At 49.9% G+C, this 21,966-nt stretch carries 22 protein-coding genes and 1 other annotated feature; of the genes, 18 read left to right on the forward strand and 4 right to left on the reverse strand.

The window, feature by feature from the left end; all coding sequences use genetic code 11:
• Positions 1-134: 134 nt before the first annotated feature.
• Positions 135-644, reverse strand: a complete 510-nt coding sequence (gene eco / locus ACQKDS_RS17900) for a serine protease inhibitor ecotin (protein WP_399673114.1) — start codon at positions 642-644, stop codon at positions 135-137.
• Positions 645-1,315: 671 nt separating this feature from the next.
• Here eco and ACQKDS_RS17905 point away from each other — a divergent pair.
• From ACQKDS_RS17905 to ACQKDS_RS17935, 7 genes are all read left to right on the forward strand, one after another.
• Positions 1,316-2,140 (forward strand): transcriptional regulator, encoded by an 825-nt coding sequence (locus ACQKDS_RS17905; protein ID WP_399673116.1) that lies wholly within the window; start codon positions 1,316-1,318, stop codon positions 2,138-2,140.
• Between the two features lie 61 nt (positions 2,141-2,201).
• Positions 2,202-2,594, forward strand: coding sequence for a hypothetical protein (locus tag ACQKDS_RS17910; RefSeq protein WP_399673119.1), 393 nt, complete (start codon positions 2,202-2,204; stop codon positions 2,592-2,594).
• Positions 2,595-3,043: 449 nt separating this feature from the next.
• The gene (gene ybjG, locus ACQKDS_RS17915) at positions 3,044-3,649 is read left to right on the forward strand and encodes an undecaprenyl-diphosphate phosphatase (protein WP_399673121.1); all 606 of its coding nucleotides are present in this window, start codon (positions 3,044-3,046) and stop codon (positions 3,647-3,649) included.
• Between the two features lie 365 nt (positions 3,650-4,014).
• Positions 4,015-4,695 (forward strand): deoxyribose-phosphate aldolase, encoded by a 681-nt coding sequence (gene deoC / locus ACQKDS_RS17920; RefSeq protein ID WP_399673123.1) that lies wholly within the window; start codon positions 4,015-4,017, stop codon positions 4,693-4,695.
• 164 nt (positions 4,696-4,859) lie between these two features.
• Positions 4,860-5,624 carry a DNA-binding transcriptional repressor DeoR gene (deoR, locus tag ACQKDS_RS17925; RefSeq protein WP_399673125.1) on the forward strand — a complete coding sequence of 255 codons (765 nt, stop codon included), beginning with the start codon at positions 4,860-4,862 and terminating at the stop codon, positions 5,622-5,624.
• A 958-nt stretch (positions 5,625-6,582) separates the two neighbouring features.
• Positions 6,583-7,881, forward strand: coding sequence for an HAAAP family serine/threonine permease (locus tag ACQKDS_RS17930; protein WP_399673127.1), 1,299 nt, complete (start codon positions 6,583-6,585; stop codon positions 7,879-7,881).
• A 97-nt stretch (positions 7,882-7,978) separates the two neighbouring features.
• Positions 7,979-9,346, forward strand: a complete 1,368-nt coding sequence (locus ACQKDS_RS17935) for an L-serine ammonia-lyase (RefSeq protein WP_399673130.1) — start codon at positions 7,979-7,981, stop codon at positions 9,344-9,346.
• A gap of 67 nt (positions 9,347-9,413) precedes the next feature.
• Here the strand turns inward: ACQKDS_RS17935 and ACQKDS_RS17940 are convergent, their stop codons facing one another.
• Positions 9,414-10,619 carry a serine hydrolase gene (locus tag ACQKDS_RS17940; protein ID WP_399673133.1) on the reverse strand — a complete coding sequence of 402 codons (1,206 nt, stop codon included), beginning with the start codon at positions 10,617-10,619 and terminating at the stop codon, positions 9,414-9,416.
• Between the two features lie 533 nt (positions 10,620-11,152).
• On the opposite strand from ACQKDS_RS17940, the gene ACQKDS_RS17945 reads away from it, so the two are divergent.
• Complete coding sequence (locus ACQKDS_RS17945; RefSeq protein WP_399673135.1) at positions 11,153-11,773, forward strand: glutathione S-transferase family protein; 621 nt, start codon at positions 11,153-11,155, stop codon at positions 11,771-11,773.
• Between the two features lie 24 nt (positions 11,774-11,797).
• Here ACQKDS_RS17945 and ACQKDS_RS17950 read toward each other — a convergent pair whose 3' ends face one another.
• Positions 11,798-12,898, reverse strand: coding sequence for a PQQ-dependent sugar dehydrogenase (locus tag ACQKDS_RS17950; protein ID WP_399673137.1), 1,101 nt, complete (start codon positions 12,896-12,898; stop codon positions 11,798-11,800).
• Positions 12,899-13,029: 131 nt separating this feature from the next.
• Here ACQKDS_RS17950 and ACQKDS_RS17955 point away from each other — a divergent pair, with 131 nt between their 5' ends.
• On the forward strand, positions 13,030-13,449 hold the full coding sequence (locus tag ACQKDS_RS17955; protein ID WP_399673140.1) for a GNAT family N-acetyltransferase: 420 nt from the start codon (positions 13,030-13,032) through the stop codon (positions 13,447-13,449).
• 136 nt (positions 13,450-13,585) lie between these two features.
• On the opposite strand, the gene ACQKDS_RS17960 is transcribed toward ACQKDS_RS17955, so the two are convergent.
• Positions 13,586-14,410 carry an SDR family oxidoreductase gene (locus ACQKDS_RS17960; RefSeq protein WP_399673143.1) on the reverse strand — a complete coding sequence of 275 codons (825 nt, stop codon included), beginning with the start codon at positions 14,408-14,410 and terminating at the stop codon, positions 13,586-13,588.
• Positions 14,411-14,637: 227 nt separating this feature from the next.
• On the opposite strand from ACQKDS_RS17960, the gene hisL reads away from it, so the two are divergent.
• From hisL to hisIE, 9 genes are all read left to right on the forward strand, one after another.
• Complete coding sequence (hisL, locus tag ACQKDS_RS17965; protein WP_101495319.1) at positions 14,638-14,685, forward strand: his operon leader peptide; 48 nt, start codon at positions 14,638-14,640, stop codon at positions 14,683-14,685.
• Positions 14,661-14,787 (forward strand) — a sequence feature (His leader region). Its footprint overlaps the gene before it by 25 nt.
• 68 nt (positions 14,788-14,855) lie before the next feature.
• Complete coding sequence (hisG, locus tag ACQKDS_RS17970; protein ID WP_399673145.1) at positions 14,856-15,755, forward strand: ATP phosphoribosyltransferase; 900 nt, start codon at positions 14,856-14,858, stop codon at positions 15,753-15,755.
• Between the two features lie 4 nt (positions 15,756-15,759).
• Positions 15,760-17,067, forward strand: coding sequence for a histidinol dehydrogenase (gene hisD / locus ACQKDS_RS17975; RefSeq protein WP_399673148.1), 1,308 nt, complete (start codon positions 15,760-15,762; stop codon positions 17,065-17,067).
• Positions 17,064-18,152 (forward strand): histidinol-phosphate transaminase, encoded by a 1,089-nt coding sequence (gene hisC, locus ACQKDS_RS17980; RefSeq protein WP_399673150.1) that lies wholly within the window; start codon positions 17,064-17,066, stop codon positions 18,150-18,152. Before hisD ends, hisC begins: the two co-directional genes overlap by 4 nt.
• Positions 18,149-19,216, forward strand: a complete 1,068-nt coding sequence (gene hisB, locus ACQKDS_RS17985; RefSeq protein ID WP_399673152.1) for a bifunctional histidinol-phosphatase/imidazoleglycerol-phosphate dehydratase HisB — start codon at positions 18,149-18,151, stop codon at positions 19,214-19,216. Before hisC ends, hisB begins: the two co-directional genes overlap by 4 nt.
• Positions 19,216-19,806, forward strand: a complete 591-nt coding sequence (gene hisH / locus ACQKDS_RS17990; RefSeq protein ID WP_399673154.1) for an imidazole glycerol phosphate synthase subunit HisH — start codon at positions 19,216-19,218, stop codon at positions 19,804-19,806. Before hisB ends, hisH begins: the two co-directional genes overlap by 1 nt.
• A 5-nt stretch (positions 19,807-19,811) precedes the next feature.
• Positions 19,812-20,549, forward strand: coding sequence for a 1-(5-phosphoribosyl)-5-[(5-phosphoribosylamino)methylideneamino]imidazole-4-carboxamide isomerase (gene hisA, locus ACQKDS_RS17995; protein WP_399673157.1), 738 nt, complete (start codon positions 19,812-19,814; stop codon positions 20,547-20,549).
• Positions 20,531-21,307 carry an imidazole glycerol phosphate synthase subunit HisF gene (gene hisF, locus ACQKDS_RS18000; protein ID WP_399673159.1) on the forward strand — a complete coding sequence of 259 codons (777 nt, stop codon included), beginning with the start codon at positions 20,531-20,533 and terminating at the stop codon, positions 21,305-21,307. Before hisA ends, hisF begins: the two co-directional genes overlap by 19 nt.
• Complete coding sequence (gene hisIE, locus ACQKDS_RS18005; protein WP_399673161.1) at positions 21,301-21,915, forward strand: bifunctional phosphoribosyl-AMP cyclohydrolase/phosphoribosyl-ATP diphosphatase HisIE; 615 nt, start codon at positions 21,301-21,303, stop codon at positions 21,913-21,915. The genes hisF and hisIE overlap by 7 nt, the downstream gene beginning before the upstream one ends.
• The last annotated feature ends 51 nt before the right edge of the window (positions 21,916-21,966 follow it).

A 21,966-nucleotide genomic window follows, 5' to 3' on the forward strand; every position in this document is an offset into this window, starting at 1 on the left:
TGCTTTAAGTTTCTTTTCGTCCATAATTTGCCTGTCTCCATTGTCAGGAAGAACATATCAAAAACAGGCAATTACACAATTTAAATTACAGTCTCATAAATACCGCCTCATACCGTTAAATCACGTCGAAAACGTTATTTCTCTACCGCGCTGTTAACCGTCTCGCTGGCCTGCCATACCCGATATTTAACTTCCACATCTTTCGGTACATAGACCACGATTGGCAGGCGACTGTTATAACGCTGCATCGCAGCGTCGCCCAAATTCGCTGCAACAAACTGCTCATGCTTAGTATTGTCCGGGCACGCCATCATCGTAGAGGCCGGAGCTGACAATTTATCCAGCACCAGATAGCTGTAGCCCCAACCAGACAGCGTTTTACTTTCCAAGTTGCCGCCCATCATATGGCGATTGCAATCCACTTCTAACACTTTACCGATCAGCAGCTCTACCTTAAGGTTTTCTTCGTTTTCCTGCTTAGGTAAATAAATCACCTGCCGTGTCATGTCCTTCTCCGCCTGCGGATAAGGTGCGATTTTTTCCAAAGGCTGTTTGCTAACATCACCCTTTTCAGCAGGAGGTGTCGCGGCGCCAGCAGTGCTTGCCATCAGCATACTGGCAATCAACAAAGAGATCTTTTTCATGTACTTTCCCTATTATTTATCTGAAGCTCCACTATAAATTAATACACTCCTTCCCATCACACCAGTAGTTTAATATTCTTTACAAAAGAAAATAAAACGATGTTAATACTATGTTTAATTTTGTTTTCAGGGAAATCAGCCACCTAAATGGCGTTAATCTCAGCTAATATACTCATCGACCACATCACCGGATAGGCTTCTTTGAGATAGGCTGAGTATCACGGTGGGAAATATCCGTTGGGATGTGTTTTAATAGATTTGCTCAATAGCGGGCACGCATAGCGCACTGTCTGGCTGCACTCCAGCCAATTTTTTTTCACGTGATGCGCCTATAGGCAATGTTCCGGCTTATTCTTCGTCCTTCAGTTATCGCAGATCAATCTTAATCAGAACGCAAAATGCCTTCACGACCTACAGGATCCACGGAGTCTGAGCACTCATGATTCTCATCCTATTTGATTGATAGTAAATAACTTATAAAGATTCCGGCATAAGGAAAAGCTTTGCTTACCGCATTGTTGAACAACTCGGATTGAAGAAAGGCAACGTATTGAATTTAAATAACTAAAAATGCTTATTAAGATTTTTCTCGTTGAGATTAAAATTAGTTTAAACTAGGTGAATTGAGCTAAGTGGTTCTGCATCAGTGAGTTTTAACCGGGATACCTAAAGTGAATAACATCTATCTTTTAAATGAGAAAGTTCGTTTTATTTCTGACCAACACAGGTTGGAACCCGTAGATGATCAAGGGCCTCCCATCGCGCTCAACGTACCGGCCAGTCGCTGTCTATTACTGTTACTACAACGGCAAGGCGAAGTAATTAGCCAGAAAGAATTTTTGTACGAGGTATGGGAAAGCAAAGGTCAATTTGCGAATGCAAATACCTACTTCCAAAACATTTATTTGTTGCGTAGGGCATTAAAGATCGCCGGTATCGAAGAAATAATGATCAAAACGATACCTAAAGAAGGGCTTATGTTCATCGGTAAGTGCGCATTGATTGAGGAAGATGGTCCGGAGCCGCTGAATGAAAACGCTGATGTGAATTTAAGCACCAGCACCTTAGCCTCTCCCGCCCATTCAGTTTTGCCGGAGAAGCCCGCGAACTCGACGCCGAAGAAATTTATTGCCTGGAAAACGCGTTATCCTCTAAAAAAAATAGCCTTGGCTGGCTTGTTGATGGTGGCGATACTTTCATCATTTATGGCCTATCAGGACATTAAAAGAGATACGGATTTTTTCGCCGACTACGTCGCCATCGGCGATGTTAATCAGTGCACTGTTTATAGCAATAAAAAATATGTTCTGCGTGCGAAACATGAATACGTTAATTTTTTTGTGAAAAAAAACATCACCTGCGAACCCGGACAGGTTGCTTACATAGCGATAAATCCTGAAGCGATACGGGTGCTGATTCACATTTGTGACAAAAGCATCAATAACTCCGCATCATGTTTAACAAAATTTTATTTTGAGCCAAAAAATGAAAAGTAATAAATTTAGATTCCTAATTATTCTATTTATTATAATTACACTATCCTCTCTGGTGATTCACATGGTATCCCAATATCGTGCCAATCACTTCTCCTGCCGGGGCAGCGTGCATTACTTCAAGGATGATGCCCAATTCACAGCCCACCTGAAATTTATGTTTAATGGCGGGAAAGGCGAAGTGAGCTCGCTGGGAGAGTTCCTAGAACAGGGTGAGAAGAGCCAGAAAATTTCGCAATCGCTGAAATTTAACTATACCCGTACGGGCGATGATATGTTTTTGATTTCCACACAATCCACATTACCAGATAGCCTGGCTAAAATTATGACGAATCTCGTTCCGGACTTCTATCTGTACCCCGATCGAGGGCTGCGCATTCATATCTATCGCCAAGGGAACAAGGGCTATGTCTTCATGGTTGATAATATTCCCTCTTTTATCTGCGCCAAGATTTAACCGTGACTTGGCTATCATTCGGCATGTATGGCGTGCCTCGTCTCTGGCACGTCGCCCGATGTGGATTAATGATAAAACCGCTGATTAGCCAAGTGAGGTAAACAATACTTGCTTTCCATGATGCCCATCCCGCTGTATTGCTGCGCTATATCCAAAATACCTGGACTCGCCAAAACATTCGTAATCTTGATTAAATCAACCCTCAACGATACTGCAGATTAGGACATATACCATTTACTCTTCACCAACATCAGTTTACCTTAAGTACGTTTTTTTGTTTTGTTGATCAGTAAGTTGCTGTTGCTGTTTTTTACTGGCACTGCGATCGGCAATCTTTAGTGCAACGCTGCCTACCTTAATCAAGAGGCAGATTAGTGAATTTGGTTCAGCCAGTTGGTTGTTTATTGGTGGGTTCGCGGTTAATTACGCCGCAAAACGAGGTAAATATAATGGAGCAGTTGAATTATCTTCTTTTCGCCTGGATGAATGCGACTCCATCCTCGCCTGAATGGTCTATCGATCTCGCGATGTTTTTAGCTCGCGATGTGATCGCTATTGTTCCGTTACTGATCGTCGGGCTTTGGTTTTGGGGATCAAAGAAGAGTTTAGTATCGCAACGTGAAGTGGTCGCCAAGACGACCATTGCTCTCGGTTTCTCGCTGTTAGCCTCCGCTTCAATCGGCATGCTGCTGCCGCATGAAAGGCCATTTGTCGCCGGTATCGGTTATACCTTCTTGTATCATGCACCAGACAGTTCGTTTCCAAGCGATCACGGTACCGCTATTTTCACCTTTGCTATTGCTTTCCTCTGTTGGCACCGCGTCTGGTCCGGCATCACGCTTTTGATTATCGCCTTAGGCATTGCTTGGTCACGTGTTTACCTTGGCGTGCACTGGCCATTGGATATGGTCGGCGGTTTTATGCTGGGGTTAGTTGGTTGTCTGTTCGCCCAATTGGTGTGGAATCTGTTTGGTGACTTGATTGCTCACAAATTGGCGCGTTTGTATCGCTTCCTCTTTGCTTTCCCCATTCGTAAAGGCTGGATAAAAGAATAATCTGTTTGGGGCGCTAGCGCCCCTCATCCACCTGATCGTGGTAGTCTTCTGCGATCCCCACAACGTAATGATATCCCTGCCGATTGAAGTTCAGTCAACGCGTTCACTGTTTAGCACAATCGGCTCAGGTACATTGAGCCGCACAGCATCACTCCATGCTCTCTTCACCCCATTCAGCCAAATGATCATGTGTGACTTTTATCACCCTGCAATGTTACAAAAGTAACATCAAAACAAAACACCACCGTTTATAGAACAAAACAGAAGGATAAAGTCTCGATTTTTCTTAAACCAGTCTATGTCATTAGCCTCTTTAATGTTATTATTATAACAATGCTAACATTCAGACTAATTAAGGAACTGCGATGACGACCGAAAACATTAACTACGCCCGTTATATTGATCATACCCTGCTGGCGATGGATGCGACCGAAGCCCAGATCACCACATTGTGCGAAGAAGCAAAGCAGCATAATTTCTATGCGGTATGCGTAAATTCTGGTTATGTACCACTGGCCGCGCATTTGTTACAAGACAGCGAAGTACAGGTATGTTCAGTTATCGGTTTTCCATTAGGTGCTGGTTTGACCGTAACGAAAGCCTTTGAAGCCAAAGCCGCCATCGCCGCTGGCGCACAAGAAATTGATATGGTGATCAATGTCGGTTGGCTGAAAAGCGGCTTGCTGGAACAGGTTAAAGAAGATATTGCCGCAGTGCGCGAAGTTTGCGCAGCGATCCCGTTGAAGGTAATATTGGAAACTTGTCTGCTCAGTGATGCGCAAATCGTTCAGGTTTGCGAAATGTGTCGCGAACTTGATGTTGCCTTTGTTAAAACCTCTACCGGCTTTAGCACCGGGGGCGCACGTGAAGAACACGTTAAACTGATGCGTGAAACCGTAGGTAGCAAAATGGGCGTGAAAGCTTCCGGTGCCGTTCGCGATCGCGCAACGGCGGAGAAGATGATCGCAGCCGGCGCCACCCGTATCGGTACCAGCTCTGGCGTCGCAATCGTTTCCGGCGATCAGGCTGCCGCTGGCAGCTATTAATCGCTAGCGCTCCGTCAGGCCGCCAGCAATAAAGCGAAAATAACTCGGGGTAAGGTGTCAATTCGCACTGCCCCGAATTTTTATAATTCTTGATTTCTGTCGTTGAACAGATCCGCAAATAGCAGTTGGTGACTCTTTTATCTCTAAATTAATGGGAATTCTCGATGGAAACGCGGCGCGAAGAACGTATCAACCGGTTAGTCCAGGCTTTAAAGCGCTCTGACAAGATTCACTTGAAGGAGGCTGCTGCACTACTGGGCGTATCGGAAATGACGATTCGTCGCGATCTCAGCGCAGAACCCAGTTCGGTGGTACTCCTCGGCGGTTATGTCGTGTCCGATCCACGTAATAATGGCGTCACACATTATTTTGTATCCGATCAAAAAGCCAAGCAGGTTAATGAGAAACGGCGTATCGGGCTACTTGCCGCCCCGTTAATCAATGAAAACGATACCGTATTTTTTGATTGCGGTACCACTACACCAGCGATCATCGACGCCATCGCTGACGATCTGCCATTCACCGCAGTTTGTCATTCATTGAACACGTTTCTAGCACTGCAGGACAAACCACATTGTACCGTGATCCTGTGTGGCGGCGAGTTCCAACCTAACAACTACATCTTTAGTGGCGTCGGCAAACATAATGAGATGGATTACATTTGCCCAAATATTGCCTTTATTTCCGCAGCGGGCCTCAGTCTGGAGCAGGGAGCTACCTGTTTTAACTTCAACGAGTTAGAAATGAAGCATCGGGCCATCGCGATGGCACAGCAAAAAATCTTGGTCGCCGACCACAGCAAATTTGGTAAGGTAAAACCGGCCTGTATCAGCTCTCTGACCGAATTTGATCGCGTGATTACCGATCGTCAACCCGATAGTACCTTCTCTGATTATTTTAACAAAAATGCGATTTCCATCCGCTACTAATCCATTAATATTATTCTCCCGCCGGTAAGCTTACCGGCGCGGCTTCGCTTCCTCACCCTCACTTATTTTGCGTGAATTTTGCGCAATCAAATAATCTAAAATACCAAAAACCCCCAACACTCAGTTAATAAATTGCAAAAAATCACCATTGTGATTATTTCCATACAAAACAAAGTGGCGTAATAACCAGCGCTTAACGTAAATGAACCGATTTTTTATCGCCTCAGTGTCGGGATAAAACAGCAACAAAACGCGAGGGTGATATAACGTAAATGAGGAAAAAATAGGCAATAAAAAGCATTCACAATATGAATACTTAGAAGTTGGAGTTCGGATTCATTCCATCTGTTTAGATAGCTTATCTATTACTTCATATAAAAGTAACCCATAAATATCAATACATTAAATAAAAATCGAGCATGACACTAATGTGATCTGCGTCACTAAAATAGCTTAATAACGGTTTTTAACTAGATCCGGCCATTCGCTTAAAATATATTGCTCGGCTTATTATCAACTGCAGCAATTTGTGTGGTTAAAATTCAAACAAGGCAGATAATCTCATTAAACATGTCAAAAACCATTTTTAGCATAAAATATTACACAATCGCGCAACATATGCATAAAAACTCACCTTATTCGTCATTTTCCACACACATTACGCATTTGGGAGCATGATCACGGTTGTTTCCACTGTAAATCGTTATCTTGCCGCCAACAAAATCGGAAGACACAGAATTATCCGATAAATGACTATTTTATCTGCCTGCCTACGGTAGAACATTTTGAGTGAGTTAACCGGCTGCGGTAATTAGCGCAATAAACAACCAGGGGGAGATCATTATCCCCGCAAGTAACGCCCAATTTTACCAGCGGTGTATCTATCTGATGACACCTCTGGTTTTAGCTTTAGTTTTGCCTTTAATTTTAAATTAACGTGTTCACTTCGGAGACATTTATGGACACTACACAGACCGGCACAATTACTTCTGCGGCTTCGGATTCGAGCAGTACCTGGCGTAAAACAGATACCATGTGGATGCTGGGCCTCTACGGCACGGCTATCGGCGCTGGGGTGCTGTTCCTGCCTATTAACGCGGGCATTGGTGGCCTGATTCCGCTCATCATCATGGCTATCATTGCTTTCCCAATGACGTTCTTCGCCCACCGTGGCCTATGCCGTTTCGTTCTGTCCGGTAAAAATCCTGGGGAAGACATCACTGAAGTCGTCGAAGAACACTTCGGCATCAGTGCCGGTAAACTGATTACTCTGCTTTACTTCTTCGCGATCTATCCGATTCTGCTGGTTTACAGCGTAGCCATCACCAACACCGTCGACAGTTTCATCACGCATCAGTTAGGTATGACGTCGCCACCGCGCGCAATTTTATCGCTAATTCTGATCCTCGGATTGATGGGCATTGTGCGTTTTGGCGAGCAAGCCATCGTAAAAACCATGAGCATTCTGGTATTTCCATTTGTGGCAGTGCTGATGCTGTTAGCGCTCTATTTGATCCCAAACTGGACGGGCGCCATCTTTGAAAACGTCTCACTGTCAGGCACCGGTGCCGGCATGGGGCACGGCCTGATTATGACGCTGTGGCTGGCCATCCCTGTGATGGTGTTCTCATTCAACCACTCCCCCATCATCTCTGCGTTTGCCGTGGCTAAACGCGAAGAATACGGCCCAGATGCAGAAAAAAAATGCTCACGCATTTTAGGTTACGCGCACATTATGATGGTGCTGACCGTCATGTTCTTTGTATTTAGCTGCGTATTGAGTCTGTCTCCAGCCAATCTGGCTGAGGCCAAAGCACAAAACATTTCGATATTGTCTTATCTGGCGAACCACTTCCATAACCCGATGATTGAGTACATCGCACCGGTTATCGCCTTCGTCGCTATCACCAAGTCATTCTTGGGCCACTACTTAGGCGCCCGTGAAGGTTTCAACGGTATAGTACATAAGTCTTTGAAGACCCGTGGTAAAACCATCAGCGCTAACAAGCTGAACCGTATTACGACGCTCTTCATGCTGGTCACGACTTGGGTTGTTGCAACGCTGAACCCAAGCATTTTGGGAATGATTGAAACGCTGGGTGGCCCAATCATCGCCATGCTACTGTTCCTGATGCCTATGTATGCCATCCGCAAAGTCCCTGCAATGCGTAAATACAGTGGCCATATCAGTAACGCTTTTGTGGTGCTGATGGGGCTGATTGCCATGTCGGCCATCCTGTACACCCTGTTTAGCTAAGCCCACACCGCCGGCGCTTTTCGCGCCGGCGACTCAGCACTACCTACCTTATTTCCACCTAGATTTACGCCTTTATTCACAATAAGGAGGCGAAGCCATGGTTAGCGTTTTCGATATTTTCAAAATTGGTATCGGCCCGTCCAGTTCCCATACCGTCGGCCCAATGAAAGCCGGTAAAGAATTCACCGATGATTTAATTACCGCAGGCAGCCTTGAGCAAACCCAACGCATAGTGGTTGACGTCTACGGCTCATTGTCACTGACGGGGAAAGGCCACCACACGGATATTGCAATTATTATGGGGCTAGCAGGCAACTTGCCGCACGATGTCGACATCGATAGCATTCCTGGATTTATCCGTCATGTGGAGCAAAGCGGTCGCTTGATGATTGCCAACGGTCGCCATGACGTTGAATTCCCTCTATCCCGCAGCATGAATTTCCACAGTGATAATCTGCCGCTGCATGAAAACGGCATGCGAATCCGCGCATTCAACGGTGAGCACCTGCTACACAGCAAAACTTACTATTCAATCGGTGGTGGTTTCATTGTCGATGAGGCTCATTTCGGTCAACCTACCCACAACACCGCATCTGTGCCTTATCCGTTCAAAACCGCACGCGACCTGCAACAACACTGTAAAGACGTCGGCCTGTCGCTATCTGGGTTAGTGATGCGCAATGAACTGGCGCTACGCAGTAAAGAAGAGATTGACGCACATTTTGCGGCAATTTGGCAGGTGATGCGTACTGGCATTAAGCGCGGCATGAATACCGAAGGGCTGCTCCCCGGCCCCATGAAGATACAACGTCGTGCCGCCGCATTACGCCGTCTCTTGGTGACCGGCGACAAGAATAATATCGATCCGATGAACGTGGTGGATTGGATTAATATGTTCGCCTTCGCGGTGAATGAAGAAAATGCCGCAGGCGGTCGCGTCGTGACCGCACCCACCAATGGCGCGTGCGGCATCATTCCGGCGGTGCTGGCCTATTACGATCGGTTCATCCGCCCCGTGAACGCAAACTCCTACAGCCGTTTCTTCTTGTCTGCCGGCGTCATTGGCGCATTGTACAAAATGAATGCTTCGATTTCAGGCGCTGAAGTAGGTTGCCAAGGTGAAGTGGGTGTCGCCTGTTCAATGGCCGCGGCAGGATTGGCTGAGCTGATGGGCGGTAGCCCAGCACAGGTTTGCATTGCGGCGGAGATCGCGATGGAACATCACCTAGGGCTAACCTGTGATCCTTTGGCCGGCCAGGTTCAAGTACCTTGCATCGAACGTAACGCCATTTCCGCCGTCAAAGCGGTGAATGCCGCAAGGATGGCATTACGCCGCACCAGTGAACCTCGTGTCTGTCTGGATAAAGTTATCGAAACTATGTATGAAACCGGCAAAGATATGAACGCCAAATACCGTGAAACCTCGCAGGGTGGGCTGGCAATCAAAGTGGTGGCCTGTCACTGATTACGCCGTGCGGTAACTATAATCACTCAGGGCGCCATCCATTTGTCAGCGCCCTGAGCGTTACGCGTTAACCGAAGATTCCGCCGAACCACTGGGTAAACTGCATCACGATCCGATCCCAAATGCGGCTAAAGAAGTTACCCTCCTTCACTTCTTGCATCGCCACCAGTGGGCGTTGGTCGATAACTTTACCGTCCAGTTGGAAATCAATGGTACCAACCACTTGGTTTTTGGCTAACGGCGCCTGCAAAGCATCACTATTCAATTTATAACTGGCCTTCAGATTTTTCATCTGCCCTTTAGGAATCGTGATCGATGCATCTTTCGCGACGCCTAGCGGAACTTCGCTGACATCTCCAAACCATACGCGTTGAGTGATAAATGGCTTATCTGCTTTTATCGGCGTATGGGTTTCATAAAAACGAAACCCCCAAGTCAGCAGTTTCTCACTTTCACTAAAACGCACGCGATTGCTTGGCGCGCCCAGCACCACCGAAATCAAGCGCATTGGGCCATCCGTCGCCGAGGCGACTAAGTTGTGCCCTGCTCCGCTGGTGTAACCCGTCTTGATTCCATCAACCGACAGGTTACTGCTCCACAGCAAGCGGTTACGGTTCACCTGCCGGATCTTGTTAAACGTGAACTCTTTCTCTTTATGTAGTGCATACTCGTCAGGCACATCACGGATCATCGCTTGACTCAGCAATGCCATATCACGCGCGGTGCTGTATTGGCCTTCCGCATCCAACCCATGCACCGTTAAAAAGTGGGTATTTTGCAAGCCTAAGTTTTTGGCATAACTGTTCATCAGGCTAACGAACGAATCCTGGCTGCCTGCAACATAGTCAGCCAAAGCAATACTGGCATCGTTGCCTGATTGAATAACAACACCTTTGTTCAATTCCATCACCGGAATCAGATCGCCCGGTTTGATGAACATCAACGATGAACCGCGCAGCACCGGATTCCCAGTGGCCCAAGCATCTTTACCCACGGTTACGTTATCGGTCGGCTTAATTTTGCCCGCTTTAATTGCCTGACCAATGACATAACTCGACATAATTTTGGTCAGGCTTGCCGGATCAAGCCGCTCATCGGGATTGCCTTCAGCGAGAATTTTGCCGCTGTTGTAGTCCATCAAAACAAACGCTTTGGCATCAACTTGAGGAGGCGCTGGCGGTGCCGCGGCCAGTACGGCCGGTGTTGCCAACACGAGAATACCGACGCTTATGGTCAGTTTTTTAACAGAAGAAGATAACTTTTTTTTCATCATGTCGTCGCCAGAATGTCCATTCAACCCATTGAAATAACGTTAACTGTCAAACCTGATAAGTTTTCAGCCAACCAGCGAGAAGTACTCATTGCACGTTTACTAACCGCAAGCGCCCTGCGATCTGATGCCGATTTTCGGCCAAACCCGTCACGGTCTTTGTAGTGAGTTTATTAGATTCATCTTATTTTTGCAGGGTTTAGCCTGAATTTTCTACATTTTTACATAACTGTACGCTTTGGATTAAAAACTAGTCAACCAAGTAAGCAGTGGCTTGCACCACACTCTGACCAATACTTTACACATATTCATCGCTACAGCGACGCCATTGACGGTCGCCGAGACTGGAATATGCCGATAGCGCCACGGTGATCAATCCAAAAGCCGATTTACATGCTCTCGCCATTCAACACGGTTGGGAAGTGTGTGGCTGGCAGTACTGACGTTGAAGTAACAAAATATCATTTTAACGGTGACAACGGACTGATTGTGGCGTAGGAATTAACCTATCCGTGAACCCGCTGAGGAGATCGTTTATGTTAACCCTATGGGGCCGTGAAAATTCAAACAACGTCAGGAAAGTACGCTGGTGCGCCGCAGAATTGGCATTGGACTACACCCATATTCCCGCCGGGGGCGCATACGGTAAAGTGAACGAAACCGCTTATCGCGCGTTGAACCCGAACGGTTTGGTGCCGCTGCTGCAAGATGATGATTTTGTGCTGTGGGAATCTAACACTATCGTGCGTTATCTGGCGGCCAAATACGGTAAGGAACCGTTCTACCGACAAGACGTGCAACAACGTGCTGCCGCCGAAAAATGGATGGACTGGACCACCGCCACCTTGGTGCCACCTTACCGCAGCGTATTTTGGGGACTGGTACGGACTCAGCCCGATCAACGCGACATGCCAAAAATTGAAGCCGCAATCACCGAAATGGAGACGTGCCTCGATATCATCGAACACACGCTCAGTCAGCAACCGTATCTGTCCGGTGATGCATTCGGTATCGGTGATATCCCTCTAGGCAGTTTTATGTACGCCTGGTTTGAAATGCCGATCGCGCGCCAACCGCGTCCGTCTATCGAACGTTGGTACCAGCAACTTCGCGCGCGACCAGCCTACCAGAGTACAGTGATGACAGCCCTGACATAATGTCTCATGACGCCCAGCGGGGCGTCATGATTCCCCTACCCGTAGCAATTTGCCATCAGCGTCATCCGTTAACAGATACAGATAGCCGTCTGGCCCTACTCGCACCTCACGGATGCGCTCACCGCGATCGCTCAACAAACGCTCCTCCGCGACCACGTTATCACCGTCCAATGTCAGGCGAATCAACTCTTTTTGTGCCAATGCCCCGATAAATAGCGAATGTTGCCAAGCGGGAAAACGAGCGGCATCGTAGAACGCCATGCCACTGATGCCCGGAGACACTTCCCAATGGTACAACGGCGCTTCGGTGCCTTCCGCATGTTGCCCTTTCGCTTCAGGTATCGGCAAACCAGAATAGTTAATGCCATGGGTTGCATGCGGCCAACCGTAATTTTTGCCGGCACGCGGAATATTAATTTCATCGCCACCGCGCGGGCCATGCTCATGTTCCCACACCACACCGCTCCACGGATTCAGCGCTAACCCCTGCGGATTGCGGATGCCATATGACCAAATCTCCGATCGCTTACCCTGTTGATCGACAAACGGATTATCAGCCGGTATTTTGCCCACTGCCGTCAGCCGAACAATTTTTCCTTGCAGTTTATCTAACGCCTGCGCTGTTGGTCGTTGGTCGTTTTCGCCCAACGCAATGAACAGATCGCCATGCCGATCAAATACCAACTTGCCGCCAAAGTGGTTTCCCACGGACAATTTTGGCAGTTGGCGGAAGATCACCCGAAAATCCTCCAAACGAGTCAGATCGTCACTTAAGCGGCCGTAACCAACGGCGGTGCCCGCTTTCCCTTCATTATCACTTTCGGCAAAGCTCAGGTACACCCGCCGGTTGACGGCAAAGTCTGGCGACAGTACAACCTCTAACAATCCACCTTGGCCTTGCGCATAAACAGAAGGGGCACCTTCAATGGGGGCTGACAGGCCGTGATCTTGATGCCATAAACGCAAGCGCCCAGGGCGTTCCGTAATCAACATACCTTGCGAGTTTGGCAAGAAAGCCAGCGACCACGGGTGTTCTAGTTTATCCTGCAATAAGGTGACGGCGGGCGCGGCCTGCAACCAACCGCTGAATAACAGCATTCCGACGATCGAAAGTACTCTGGGCATGCAACCTCCTGATTAAAAAGCGTGCTCATTGAGTGTAGCCCAGCCCGGCGAGTTCACGGTTTAATCCTATTTTCAATACGTTGCTTTTTAACTGCACAGTGCTTAGGTTAGTGGATAATCAAGGAGGCAGCATGAATATCACCGTAACCGATACGCTCAACGAAGAAGCCCTCGATGCCATTCGTCAAGGGTTAATGGCGCATAACCGCCCCTTTATCGATCCCCGTCAACGCAAGCCGCTCGGCGTTTTTGTTCGCGACGCAACCGGAGAGATTGTCGCCGGATTGACCGCCATCACCTGGGGGAATTGGCTGAGTATCGACTGGTTATGGGTGGCGGAATCGCAGCGTGGGGGCGGGATAGGTAAGCAGGTCATACTGGCTGCTGAGCAAGCAGCCATGGCGCGAGGTTGCCGCTATTCACGCCTGGATACGTTTAGTTTTCAGGCGCGCCCCTTTTACGAAAAACTGGGTTATCAGTTGCAAATGACACTGCAAAATTATCCGATCGAACACGAGTGTTATTTTCTGACCAAAAAACTCACTGATTAGCCCGTCGAACAGCGGAAGTAAAAGCAGGGGGAGAGGTTAAATAAGGCGCAAAAATACCGGTTAGTGGCGAACGGCTGCGGGAAGAAAAAACGATTAGCGACGGCACGATGGCAAAGTCATTCGTGCCGTCAATAGATTAACTGACCGGCATCCGCGCAGGATCAGGATATTGGTATGCAAAACCCAGCTCTTTGCAAATGCGGCTGCCATCCACCAGCCGTCCTTCCTCTTCCGCTTCTTCAGCAAACTGCGGCGGCGTCAATTGCAGCTGTTCCGCCAGCGCAGGATAAAATTCACGTTTGATCGGATGGTGTGGCGCACACAGATTGTAAACATGGCCGCCTTTTGACTGTTGCAACAACCGTTGAATAGCCGCAATCACATCGTCTTGGTGCACTAAGTTAACGCCTAACGAGCCGCCTTTCACATCCACCTTACCCGCCAAGAATCGCCCCGGATGCCGTTCGGCACCGACTAACCCCGCCAGACGCAAAATATCCACTGACGTATTAGGTAATTCATGCAGCCAACGTTCCAACTCAGCCAAGACACGACCGGAAGCGGTCACCGGTTTGATGGGCGAATCTTCATCAAGCATGCCGGGATAATCACCGTACACCGACGTAGAGCTGGTGAAAATAATACGCGGAACGTTATTCGCCATCGCGCTATCAATTAATATGCGTACCGCATTAAAATAGTTCTCACTGCCTGCCACGGTTCGACGCGCCGGTAGCGTGACGACCAGCGCATCTACCTGTAACAACACCTCGAGATCGTCAGGATCGCAAATCAACTCTGGCGTCAGTTCCAGTTGGTAGCATTCAATGCCGCTCATCCGCGCGGCTTCCACCCCATCCGAGGTGGTTTTAGTGCCAACCACTTCAAACCCGTGGTTCATCAATGACATTGCTAACGGCATGCCGAGCCAACCCAGGCCAACAATGGCGACTTTTTTCATCTGTTCCTCTCTTGAAGATCGCAGCGCTTATCGATTAAGGCTACGCCACTCTGACAAGCGTGACAATCGACATCCTGTATGGTTACGTAAAGTGGTATTTAGCTAATAATTATACCTGTTTCAATAAATTAAATTTATGACCGTAAAAAAGTGTTGCACGAGGGATAGCCTATAGTTTAGGTTAATTAGCAATGCAGTTATCAATTACCATGATTAAGAGATTACACATGACGCGTATTCAGTTCAGCCACCATCATCACCATCATCCTGACTAGTCTTTCAGGCGATGTGTGCTGGGAGACGGTTTTAGACTCTTCCAGTGGCGCGCGAAATGTAACAGAGAGCCCTCGGAAGATTTCTTCCGAGGGTTTTTTTTTGGCTTCGGACAGACAGAATACAAAATTTATAATTATTTCATAAGATTACAGAAAATACAGAGGTTACCATGTTGGACAAAACACGTTTACGGATAGCAATGCAGAAATCAGGCCGCCTGAGCGAGGAGTCGCAAGAACTGCTGGCGCGCTGCGGTATTAAAATTAACCTGCAACAGCAACGGCTGATCGCTTTCGCAGAAAACATGCCTATCGATATCCTGCGCGTACGTGATGACGATATTCCGGGGTTGGTGATGGACGGCGTGGTCGATCTGGGTATCATTGGTGAAAACGTCTTGGAAGAAGAGTTGCTCAACCGCCGCGCCCAAGGCGAAGATCCCCGTTATCTGACCCTGCGCCGGTTAGATTTTGGCGCTTGTCGTCTGTCGCTGGCTACCTCACTGGATCGAGAATATACCGGCCCGCAAAGTCTGCAAGATGCCCGCATCGCCACCTCTTATCCACACCTGCTCAAACAATACCTCGATAAACAAGGCGTCCGTTTTAAATCATGCCTGCTAAACGGTTCGGTAGAAGTAGCCCCGCGCGCGGGTCTGGCCGACGCCATCTGCGATTTGGTTTCCACCGGCGCAACCTTAGAGGCCAATGGCCTGCGCGAAGTGGAAATTATCTACCGCTCGAAAGCCTGTCTGATTCAACGTGATGGCGAAATGCCAGAAGCTAAACAGCAATTGATCGATCGCTTGATGACACGTATTCAGGGCGTCATTCAGGCACGGGAGTCTAAATACATCATGTTGCACGCGCCCAGCGAACGACTGGACGAAATCATCGCCTTGCTGCCCGGCGCAGAACGCCCAACGATTCTGCCACTGGCTGGCGCGCAAAACCGCGTTGCTATGCACATGGTCAGCAGCGAAACCCTGTTCTGGGAAACCATGGAAAAGCTGAAAGCGCTGGGCGCCAGCTCCATTCTGGTGCTACCGATCGAGAAGATGATGGAGTAATCCCATGTCAACATTCAATACTCTGGTCAATTGGGGCGAATGCAGCGTTGAGCAGCGAGCCGCGCTGTTAATGCGCCCGGCCATCGCCGCCGAAGACAGCATCGCGCAAACGGTGCGCGATATTCTCGATAACGTGAAAAACCATGGCGATCGCGCACTGCGTGAATACAGCGCAAAATTTGATAAAACCGACGTCGCTGCGTTGCGTGTCAGCGCCGAGCAAATCGCCGCTGCCGCCGCATCACTGAGCGATGAGGTGAAACAAGCGATGGCCGTGGCGGTGCGGAATGTGGAAACCTTCCATAATGCGCAAAAACTGCCGCCGGTAGACATCGAAACCCAGCCGGGCGTGCGTTGCCAACAGGTAACGCGTCCAATCGATTCAGTTGGTCTATACATTCCGGGTGGTTCCGCGCCGTTGCTTTCCACCGTATTGATGTTGGCCACCCCCGCACGCATTGCGGGCTGTCGACGCGTAGTGCTGTGTTCGCCACCGCCGATTGCCAATGAGATCCTTTATGCCGCACAGTTGTGTGGCGTACAGGAAGTGTTTCAAGTCGGCGGCGCTCAGGCGATCGCAGCCATGGCATTCGGTACCGCGTCTGTACCACGCGTAGACAAAATCTTCGGCCCCGGTAACGCATTTGTCACCGAAGCCAAGCGTCAGATCAGTCAACGTCTCGACGGCGCCGCAATCGATATGCCAGCCGGCCCCTCAGAAGTGTTGGTGATCGCCGATAGCGGTGCGACCCCCGCGTTCGTGGCATCGGATTTGTTATCACAAGCCGAACACGGTCCGGATTCCCAAGTCATTTTGTTGACGCCGGACGCAGCGATGGCACAAGCCGTTGCTGACGCGGTGGAACAACAGTTAGCCGCGTTACCGCGCGCCGAGACGGCCCGACAGGCGCTCAACAGCAGCCGATTGATCGTGACGCAGGACTTGGCAGAATGCATTCGTATCAGCAATCAGTACGGCCCCGAACACTTAATTATTCAGACCCGCAACGCCCGTGATTTAGTCGATGAAATCACCAGCGCCGGTTCCGTTTTTCTTGGCGACTGGTCGCCGGAATCCGCCGGCGATTATGCATCGGGTACTAACCACGTGCTGCCGACCTACGGTTACACCGCCACCTGCTCCAGTCTGGGACTGGCGGATTTCCAAAAGCGCATGACGGTGCAGGAACTGTCTCCGCAAGGTTTTATCAACTTGGCGGCGACCATTGAGACATTAGCCGCCGCTGAGCAATTAACCGCCCACAAAAATGCCGTTACCCTACGCGTGGCCGCGTTAAAGGAGCAAGCATGAGCATTGAACAACTGGCACGCCAGAATGTGCGCGAGCTGACCCCTTACCAATCCGCTCGGCGGCTCGGCGGCAAGGGCGACGTTTGGCTAAACGCCAACGAATACCCATTGGCAACCGAATTCCAACTGACGGCGCAGACCCTTAACCGTTATCCGGAATGCCAACCTGCGCAGGTGATTGAGCGCTATGCCGAGTATGCGGGGGTGAAAAAAGAGCAAGTGCTGGTTAGCCGCGGTGCAGATGAAGGCATCGAACTGCTGATTCGTGCTTTCTGCGAACCGGGTAAAGATGCCATTCTGTTTTGCCCGCCAACCTACGGTATGTATGCCGTCAGTGCGGAAACCTTTGGTATCGAACAGCGTACGGTGCAAGCCCAAGAAAACTGGCAGCTCGACCTGCCAGCGATAGCCGAAAGTTTGGACAACGTAAAACTGATTTATGTTTGTAGCCCAAATAACCCCACCGGTAACCTGATCGATCCAGACGACTTACGCGCACTGTTGGACATGGCTAAAGGCAAGGCAGTCGTGGCGATTGATGAGGCCTATATCGAGTTCTGTCCACAAGCCAGCGTAAGCACTTGGCTCAGTGATTATCCGCACCTGGCCATTTTGCGTACGCTTTCCAAAGCGTTTGCACTGGCGGGGCTGCGTTGCGGCTTCACCTTAGCCAATGAAGATCTGATTGCCTTGCTGCTGAAAGTGATTGCCCCCTATCCGCTCTCCACGCCGGTAGCTGATATCGCCGCCCAAGCACTGAGCACTGAGGGGCTACGTGTGATGCGCCAACGTGTTACCGAGATCGCCAGCAATCGCAACTGGCTGCAACAGGCTCTGGCAAACTGCGACTGTGTCGAACAGGTGTTCCCCAGCGACAGTAATTATTTGCTTGTACGCTTTACTGCCTCCAGTAATGTGTTTAAAAGCTTGTGGGATCAGGGCATTATTTTACGAGACCAAAACAAACAGCCAGGGTTGTCCGGCTGCCTGCGTATCACCATAGGCACCCGCGACGAATGTCAGCGCGTTATTGACGCACTCAAGACCTTGCCCGGTGCTACCGAGACTCGCCAGGAGCCAATGTGAGCCAGAAATATCTCTTTATCGATCGTGACGGTACATTAATTGCCGAGCCACCCGAAGATTTCCAGGTTGATCGCCTGGATAAACTGGCACTGGAACCGGATGTTATCCCTTCCCTGCTCGCATTACAGGCTGCGGGCTATACCTTGGTGATGATTACGAATCAGGACGGGCTGGGCACGTCTAGTTTTCCGCAAGAAACCTTTGATCCGCCGCATAATCTGATGATGCAGATCCTCAGTTCTCAGGGTATTGAATTTGAAGACATTCTGATTTGCCCTCATCTGCCAGCAGACAACTGCGATTGTCGTAAACCGAAAACTGCGCTAGTGGAGGCTTATTTGGCTCCAGGGGCGATCAACATCGCCAATAGCTACGTGATCGGCGATCGGCAAACGGATGTCCAATTGGCTGCCAATATGGGCATTCAAGGGTTACTGTATCAACGTGATACGCTTGGCTGGCAAGAGATCACCCGTCAGTTGACGCAGCGCGATCGTCATGCGCATGTCAACCGCGTCACGAAAGAAACGCAAATTGACGTCAATGTCTGGTTGGATCGAGAGGGCAGCAGCAAGATCAAAACCGGCGTCGGCTTCTTCGATCACATGCTGGATCAGATCGCCACTCACGGCGGCTTCCGCATGGATATTCAGGTGAATGGCGATTTGTATATCGACGATCACCATACGGTAGAAGACACCGCGCTGGCATTAGGTGAAGCACTAAACAAAGCGCTAGGTGACAAACGCGGTATTGCTCGTTTCGGCTTTGTATTACCGATGGACGAGTGTTTGGCGCGCTGCGCTATGGATATTTCCGGTCGCCCGCATCTGGAATACAAAGCCGAGTTCAACTATCAACGCGTCGGTGATTTGAGCACTGAAATGGTCGAGCACTTCTTCCGTTCATTGTCCTATACCATGGGCTGCACTTTGCACTTGAAAACCAAAGGCAAAAATGACCATCACCGAGTGGAAAGTCTGTTCAAAGTGTTTGGTCGCACGCTACGCCAAGCGATTCGCGTTGAGGGTAACATCCTGCCGAGTTCAAAAGGAGTGCTGTAATGAACGTGGTGATTCTCGATACCGGGTGTGCCAACCTCTCTTCCGTCACTTACGCGGTACAACGGTTGGGTTATCAACCCACCATCAGCCGCGATCCGGAACGCGTTCTGCGTGCCGACAAACTGTTTCTACCCGGCGTCGGCACCGCACAAGCGGCGATGGCACAGTTAGAGCAGCGTGAACTGATCGATTTGATCAAAGTCTGCAACCAGCCAGTTTTAGGTATTTGCCTCGGCATGCAGTTACTGGCAAGCGGCAGCGAAGAAAGCGGTGGCATAACAACGCTTGGCATCATCGATACGCCAGTCAAACAGATGACCGATTGCGGCCTGCCGCTACCACATATGGGCTGGAACCAGGTTTCCGCACAGGCTGGCAACCCTCTGTTCCGCAACATCGACGACGGCGCTTACTTCTATTTTGTTCACGGCTATGCGATGCCAATATGCCCAAGCACCATCGCTCAGGCGAACTACGGCGAGCCCTTCTCCGCCGCCGTACAAAAAGACAATTTCTTCGGCGTGCAGTTTCACCCAGAGCGTTCTGGCGCAGCCGGCGCACAACTGTTGAAAAACTTTCTGGAGATGTAGGCAGCATGATTATTCCCGCTTTAGATTTGATCGACGGCAACGTGGTGCGTTTGCATCAAGGGGACTACGGTCAACAACGTGACTACGGCAACGACCCGCTGCTACGCCTGCAGGATTACCAACGGCAAGGCGCTCAGGTACTGCATTTGGTCGATCTCACCGGTGCCAAAGATCCGGCCGCGCGGCAGATTCCACTGCTACAGACGCTGCTGGCAGGCGTAAGCGTACCGGTACAAGTTGGCGGCGGCATTCGCACCGAACAAGACGTGACGGCACTGTTAGACGCCGGTGCCAGCCGCGTAGTGATTGGTTCGACCGCGGTAAAACAACCCGCGTTGGTTCAACGTTGGTTTGAACGCTACGGTGCCGATGCGTTAGTGCTGGCACTGGATGTTCGCATTCACGCCGATGGTGCCAAACAGGTCGCGATCAGCGGCTGGCAAGAGGATTCCGATGCCCAATTGGAACAGGTGGTGGAACAGTTCCTGCCTTATGGCCTGAAACATGTACTGTGCACTGATATCTCGCGTGACGGTACATTGGCCGGCTCCAACGTGGCACTGTATCGTGAAATCTGCGCCCGCTATCCCCAAATCGCCTTTCAGGCTTCCGGGGGAATTGGCGGTCTGGAAGACATTGCTCAGCTTCGCGGCAGCGGCGTAGAGGGCGTGATTGTCGGGCGCGCATTGCTCGAAGGTAAATTTAGCGTTGAGGAGGCTATTGCATGCTGGCAAAACGGATAATCCCATGTCTGGACGTGAAAGACGGGCAAGTGGTGAAAGGCGTGCAGTTCCGCAACCACGAAATCATCGGTGACATTGTGCCGCTGGCACAGCGCTATGCGCAGGAAGGTGCTGATGAATTGGTGTTCTATGATATTACCGCCTCCAGCGATGGCCGTGTCGTCGACAAAAGCTGGGTATCGCGCGTTGCAGAAGTGATCGACATCCCCTTCTGCGTGGCGGGTGGCATCAAAAGTGCCGATGATGCTAGCCAGATCCTGTCTTTTGGTGCGGATAAAATCTCTATTAACTCCCCAGCGTTGGCAGACCCCACGCTCATTAGTCGTCTGGCCGATCGCTTTGGCGTTCAATGCATCGTCATCGGGATCGATACTTGGTACGACAATGAAAGCGGTAAATATCACGTCAATCAATATACCGGCGATGAAACCCGCACGCGCGTCACGCAGTGGGAAACGCTCGATTGGGTAAAAGAGGTGCAAAAACTGGGCGCTGGCGAAATCGTACTGAACATGATGAACCAGGACGGCGTACGCAACGGCTACGACTTGGCACAGTTAAAACGCGTGCGCGAAATATGCCATGTCCCGCTGATCGCCTCTGGTGGTGCTGGCACTCCGCAACATTTTCTGGATGCCTTCCGTGACGCCAACGTAGATGGTGCCTTGGCTGCTTCCGTGTTCCACAAGCAAATTATCAATATTGGCGAACTGAAAACGTTCTTGGCCGATCACAACGTGGAGATTCGCCTGTGTTAACCACGCAACAAAAGGCCCAGCTTGATTGGGAAAAAACCGGCAATCTATTGCCAGTAATCGTTCAGCATGCCGTTTCCGGCGAAGTGCTCATGCTGGGTTATATGAATCAGGAAGCGCTTGCGGTCACGGAACAACGCGGCAAGGTCACCTTTTTCTCACGCACGAAACAACGCCTATGGACCAAGGGCGAAAGCTCTGGCCACTTCCTCAACGTAGTCAGCATCACCCCTGACTGCGACAACGATACCCTGCTGATTCTGGCCAAGCCCATCGGCCCTACCTGCCATTTAGGTAACAGCAGTTGTTTCCATCCGGCAACGAGCGATTGGGCTTTCCTCTATCAGTTGGAGCAGCTGTTGGCAGAACGTAAACACGCCGATCCGACCAGCTCTTACACCGCCAGCCTTTACGCCAGCGGCACCAAGCGTATCGCGCAGAAAGTCGGGGAGGAAGGTGTAGAAACCGCCCTCGCCGCTACGGTCAACGATCGTGAAGAACTCACCAACGAAGCTTCTGACTTGATTTATCACCTTATGGTCCTATTACAGGATCAGGAGCTGGATCTGAGCGCGGTAATCAACCGCCTGCGAGAACGGCATACGAAGTAATTATTCTGGATAAAGAAAAAGCCGCTGAGGATTAATCCAGCGGCTTTTTAT

Source organism: Serratia sp. NPDC078593 (assembly GCF_050268245.1).
GTDB lineage: Bacteria > Pseudomonadota > Gammaproteobacteria > Enterobacterales > Enterobacteriaceae > JBNNGK01.